At 70.1% G+C, this 4,740-nt stretch carries 7 protein-coding genes; 2 read left to right on the forward strand and 5 right to left on the reverse strand.

All coding sequences use genetic code 11. The features are described 5' to 3' along the window. On the reverse strand, positions 1–928 hold a 928-nt coding region (locus Q8M88_RS12220), incomplete at its 3' end, for a DUF2125 domain-containing protein (RefSeq protein ID WP_305597432.1). Between the two features lie 35 nt (positions 929–963). Between Q8M88_RS12220 and Q8M88_RS12225 the strand changes: the two genes are divergently transcribed. Continuing rightward, positions 964–1,512 (forward strand): gamma-glutamylcyclotransferase, encoded by a 549-nt coding sequence (locus tag Q8M88_RS12225; RefSeq protein WP_305597433.1) that lies wholly within the window; start codon positions 964–966, stop codon positions 1,510–1,512. Here the strand turns inward: Q8M88_RS12225 and Q8M88_RS12230 are convergent. From Q8M88_RS12230 to ftsE, 4 genes are read right to left on the reverse strand one after another with little or no spacing between them, the layout of a single operon-like run. Continuing rightward, positions 1,509–2,222: a 1-acyl-sn-glycerol-3-phosphate acyltransferase gene (locus Q8M88_RS12230; RefSeq protein WP_305597434.1), complete on the reverse strand. Its 714-nt coding sequence runs from the start codon at positions 2,220–2,222 to the stop codon at positions 1,509–1,511. The two genes, Q8M88_RS12225 and Q8M88_RS12230, sit on opposite strands and share 4 nt — an antisense overlap. Further along, a complete protein-coding gene (locus Q8M88_RS12235; protein ID WP_305597435.1) occupies positions 2,219–2,857 on the reverse strand; it encodes a YdcF family protein in 639 nt (212 codons plus the stop codon). The genes Q8M88_RS12230 and Q8M88_RS12235 overlap by 4 nt, the downstream gene beginning before the upstream one ends. Next, positions 2,854–3,747 carry an ABC transporter permease gene (locus tag Q8M88_RS12240; RefSeq protein ID WP_305597436.1) on the reverse strand — a complete coding sequence of 298 codons (894 nt, stop codon included), beginning with the start codon at positions 3,745–3,747 and terminating at the stop codon, positions 2,854–2,856. The genes Q8M88_RS12235 and Q8M88_RS12240 overlap by 4 nt, the downstream gene beginning before the upstream one ends. Then, positions 3,744–4,472 carry a cell division ATP-binding protein FtsE gene (ftsE, locus tag Q8M88_RS12245; RefSeq protein WP_305597437.1) on the reverse strand — a complete coding sequence of 243 codons (729 nt, stop codon included), beginning with the start codon at positions 4,470–4,472 and terminating at the stop codon, positions 3,744–3,746. The genes Q8M88_RS12240 and ftsE overlap by 4 nt, the downstream gene beginning before the upstream one ends. 56 nt (positions 4,473–4,528) lie before the next feature. Here ftsE and Q8M88_RS12250 point away from each other — a divergent pair. Then, positions 4,529–4,740 (forward strand): MJ0042-type zinc finger domain-containing protein (locus Q8M88_RS12250; RefSeq protein ID WP_305597438.1); only part of this gene is annotated, 212 nt, incomplete at its 3' end.

A 4,740-nucleotide genomic window follows, 5' to 3' on the forward strand; every position in this document is an offset into this window, starting at 1 on the left:
GCGCGGCGAGCACGGCCGCCGCTGTCTGCGCCGTCTCAGGCGCGATGACGCCGGACTGGGCGAGCGCTTCGACGACGCGGACCGGCTGGCGGATGGAGACGTCGAGCACGCCGCGCGCGCGGCCGTCGCCGCCCACGGTGAACTGGCCGCCGCTGGCCTCTACGCCTGCGTCGCCCGCGCCGATGCCGGCGTCCCGCAACTTCATCGCCCCACCGGCCGTCGACCAGGCGCGCACCATGGCCGGCCAGTTCGCGCCCTGCATGGCGCTCATCTTCGACAGAGTGGAATTCCAGCGGATAGCCACCGGCTTGTCGCCTGCAATCCTGGCCAGCAAGAGCCCGCCGCGCGCCTTGCCGGCGTCGACCTTCAGGAACACGCCGCCCTCGTCGTCGGGGCCCGGGCGCAGGTGGAATTCGACCCGTCCCGCCGTCGTCAGCGGAAACGGCTGGGCGCCGGGCGCGGCGGCGAAGGCAAGGTCGACCCCTTCGAACGACAGGCTGGGCGGGCGCTTGTCGAAACCGGTGAAACTGGCCCGCAGCAGCTTGCCCGTGACCTCGACCGGGCCGCCGACCGGGCGGTTGAAGCTGAGGCCTTGCGGCGTCGCCAGCATCCAATGGCCAAGCGCGTGCATGAAGGCCTCGCCCTCCAGCCGGGGCGCCGAGAGCGCCCAGCCGGACGGGTCGCGGACCACCGCGTCGGTCAGGGTCACGTCCATGCGGAAGGGATAGCCGCCCAGCGAGCGGGTCTTCCAGCTGACCTCGTAGCCCGCCGCGCGCAGCGCCTGGGCCTGGAGGTCCAGGGTCTCGCGGGTCTGGATGCGCGCCCAGAACCAGTAGCCGGTCCAGGCCACGATCGCGACGAGGAGAATCGCGAACGGCGCATAGAGGCCGAGCCGGCCGTGTTTGCGGGGCGGGGCGGTATCGGGCATGGACGGACCTTCAGGCGGTTGATCCGAGAGGGGCGATGTCGCAGGCGGACTCTGGCGAGCGATGGGTGTTCGGATACGGGTCCCTGATGTGGCGACCGGGGTTCCCGTTTCTTGAGCGTCAGCACGCGACCCTACACGGCCGACGCCGGGCGTTCTGCATCTATTCGGTCCATCATCGCGGCACCTACGAGCGGCCGGGCCTGGTGCTGGGCCTGGCCCCGGGCGGCGCAGTGCGCGGCAAGGCCTATCGGGTGGCGCAAGCTGAGTGGCCCGCCACCTACGACTACCTGCGAGAACGCGAACAGCCGACCGAGACCTACTACGAGAGCTCCACGTCCCTGCGGCTGGCGGACGGCCGGCGGGTGGAGGCGCTCACCTTCCTGTCCGACGTCAAGCATCCGCAATGGGCCGGCGTGCTCAGCCTGGAGCGGCAATGCGAACTGATCGCCGGCGCGACCGGCCTGTCGGGGCGCAACGTCGACTACGTGCGAGATCTCGTGGAGCACCTGCGGGCCGAAGGCCTTCGCGACCGCGCCATGGACCGCCTGCTGGCGATGGTTGAGACGCGCGAGGCGGCGACTTAGATCCCGCTCGCCAGCAGCCGGGCGCAGGCGGTCTCGATCCGCTCTTCGAGGGTGCGCATGAATTCGGCGCGCTTCAGCCCGGGTGGGATCGGTTCCAGGTACTCGAAGACGATCGTCCCGGGGTAGCGCAAATAACCGTGCGCCGGCCAATGGACGCCTGAGTTGGTCGCGACGGGGTGAACCGGCACGTCGAGTTCGCGATAGAGCGCAGCGATGCCGGGCTTGTAGTCCCCCGCCGCGCCGGGCTCCTGACGGGTGCCTTCCGGGAAGATCAGCAGCTGGCGGTGGGCGGCGAAGCGTTGCTTGGCGTCGGCCACCAGCTTCTTCAGCGCCGCGGAATGGCCGGCGCGGTCCACCGGGATCATCCCGCCCTTGTGGGCGTACCAGCCGAAGAACGGAATCCACCCGAGCTCCCGCTTCATGACGAAGCACGCGTCGGGCAGCCAGGCGAACTGGGCGAAGACGTCGAACATGCACTGATGCTTGGGCGCGACCACCGATGCGCCTTTCGGCATATGCTCGCGCCCGCGCACCTCGACCTTGACGTCGCAGATCACGCCCAGCAAGGCGATGATCCCGCGTCCCCATACGGCCATTGCGACCATAGACCAGCGCCGGGGCGCGATCAGCATCGGGAACATGGCCAGCGAGCACATCACCGACCAGATGTAGAACGCGACCACGAAGGCCACAGACCGCACGGCGATCACTGGCGCGCCCCCTTATCCTGTGTCGCCGCCTTGTCTTCCGTTTCGGCCTTTGGGCCAAGGCCCAGCACCGCCTCGCGCGTCAGGATCGCCAGGTATTTGGTGTACTCCACGACCATCAACCGCGCGCCGCGGGTCGTGCGCCACCAGCGGCTGGCGTCCACCACGGAGGTTGCTATCGGATAGGCCTCCAGCTTCGCGTCGGGCAGGGTGGCGCGCAGCTCCAGCATGGCGCGCGGCATGTGATAGTCGGCGGTGACCACGATCAGGCTGTGGAAGCGCATGGCCCGCGCCCAGCCGGCGGTCTCACGGGCGTTGCCGAGCGTCGTAGCGGCTTCGAAACCCAGGTCGACGCAGCAGTCGTAGAGCCGGCGCGCCGCCTTGCTGACGGTTCGGATGTCCTCGCGCGACGCCTCTCGGTTGACCCCCGACACCAGCATGCGCTCGGCGAGGCCCAGCTCCAGCAGGTGCATAGCCGCGCTCAGCCGTTCGTTCGACCCTGCGCCGGTGAGGGCGACGACGCCCTGCGCCGGCTGCGGCGCGCGCGCGGGCGTGGAACGGTCCACGCGATCGGCGAACGCGAAGAGCCCCGCGGCCCAGATCGCCGCCGCCACGAGCACCGCGGCGATCCCCTTCATTGCAGGTCCCGGATCATCGAATCGGCGGTGAACCGTGCGGCCAGCGCCGCCACCAGCGCCGCAGCCACCGGGCAGGGCAGCAGCACCAGCAGGTCGCCCCAGGCGATCGGCAGAGCGGGGGTCAGGCCCTCTCCGCCGCCGGCCATCCGCAGAGTTGCGCCGACCGCCGCGGCGGTGAGCGCGCCGGCCGTGCCGCCGACGGCGGCGATGCGCGCGAAGCGGGCCTGGAACAACTTGGCGATCAGCGCGTGCTCGGCGCCCGACAGGTGCAGCACCTCGACCACGTCGCGCCGCGCGGTGAGGCCGGCGCGGGTAGCGAAGGCGATCACCGCGGCCGCCGCGCCGGCGATCAGCAGGAACACCCCGCCGCCCAGCCAGCGCGCCGCCCAGGCTGCGCGGGTGATGTCCTTGAGCCACAGACTGTGATCGTCCACGACGCCGTCCAGGCCCTGAGCCTTCAGCGCCTGGTCGAGGGTGGCGGCGCTGGGAGGGTTGCGACGGTCCAGTTCGACGGTGACCAGCCTGGGCACCGGCAGGTCCTCCAGGTCGGTGACGTCGCCCAGCCAGGGGCGGATCAGGTCGTAGGCCTTCTCGCGCTCCAAGGCGCGGGCCTCGGAGACGCCGGGCACGCCGGCCAGGGTCTCGGCGGCGCGTGCGGCGGCGGCGTCCGGGCTCTCGCCCCCCTTGGGTCGCACGATCACCGTCGCCTCGCCGACCAGCTGCTGGGCCCAGCCGTGGGCGGCGCGGTCGGCGGCGACAAAGGCCAACGCCATCAGGCAGGCGAGGAAGCTCAGCACCGCGACGACGAAGATCAGCGCTCCGTCGCGTGCGTCGGCCTCGGGCAGGAACGGCGCGGGCTTCCAGCGGGCGGCGTCGAACATCTCGCTCATGGCTGGGCCTCGTCCTGGGCCCCGTGGCGCACCATCCGGCCACCCTCCAGATGCAGCACGGGACGGCCGGAGCGGGCCACCAGGTCCTGGTCGTGGGTGGCGATGAGGATGGTGGTGCCCAGCCGGTTCAGCTCGACGAACAGCCGGAAGATGCGCATCGCCATCTCGTGGTCGACGTTGCCGGTGGGCTCGTCGGCCAGCAGGATGTCGGGGCGGTTGACCACGGCGCGCGCGATCGCCAGGCGCTGCTTTTCGCCGCCGGCCAGGGTCGCCGGCATGGCGTGCATGCGGTGGCGCAACCCCACCCAGGCCAGCAGCTCGGCGACGTCGTCGCGATAACTCTCCGGCCGCCCGCCGGCGATGCGCAAGGGAAGGGCGGCGTTATCGAACGCCGACAGATGTTCGAGCAGGCGGAACTCCTGGAACACCACTCCGATCCGACGCCTAAGGAACGGCTGGTCCTTGACCGCCAGCCGTGAGATGTCCTGACCGAACAGATGCACCAGGCCCTTGGTCGGCTTGGCGGCCAGATAGATCAGTTTGAGCAGCGAGCTCTTGCCCGCGCCCGAGGGACCGGTGACGAAATGGAACGAGCCTCGCTCCAGCTCGAAGGTGAGATCCTTGAGCACCTCGGGGCCGCGCCCGTAACGCATCGAAATGTCATCGAAACGGACGACGGCCTCATCGGCTGGGGTCGCCGTCTCATCTGTAGGGTTTCTGGACATGGAGACCGAAATCGGCGACCTCGGTGGAGGTTGCAGGAGCGTCCGATTCGACTGTCATGATACTGACCTGCACTGAGTGCGCCACCAGCTATTTCGTGGATGACGACAAGATCCCGCCCCAGGGCCGGGTGGTGAAGTGCGCCAACTGCGGAACGCGATGGACCGCCAAGCTGGAGCCCGAGCTTGAACTGACCGCTTCGCCCGAGGAGGGCGCGGTTGGCGTCGAGCCCCAGTCGGCGCTGATCGAACCCAAACCGGTCAGCGCATT

Source organism: Phenylobacterium sp. (genome assembly GCF_030693805.1).
GTDB lineage: Bacteria > Pseudomonadota > Alphaproteobacteria > Caulobacterales > Caulobacteraceae > Phenylobacterium.

Excerpts from the sequence above, each read along its gene's own strand:
- Q8M88_RS12225 (WP_305597433.1), top strand. The coding sequence starts at position 964 with ATGTCGCAGGCGGACTCTGGCGAGCGATGGGTGTTCGGATACGGGTCC.
- Q8M88_RS12235 (WP_305597435.1), bottom strand. The coding sequence starts at position 2,857 with ATGAAGGGGATCGCCGCGGTGCTCGTGGCGGCGGCGATCTGGGCCGCG.
- Q8M88_RS12240 (WP_305597436.1), bottom strand. The coding sequence starts at position 3,747 with ATGAGCGAGATGTTCGACGCCGCCCGCTGGAAGCCCGCGCCGTTCCTG.
- ftsE (WP_305597437.1), bottom strand. The coding sequence starts at position 4,472 with ATGTCCAGAAACCCTACAGATGAGACGGCGACCCCAGCCGATGAGGCC.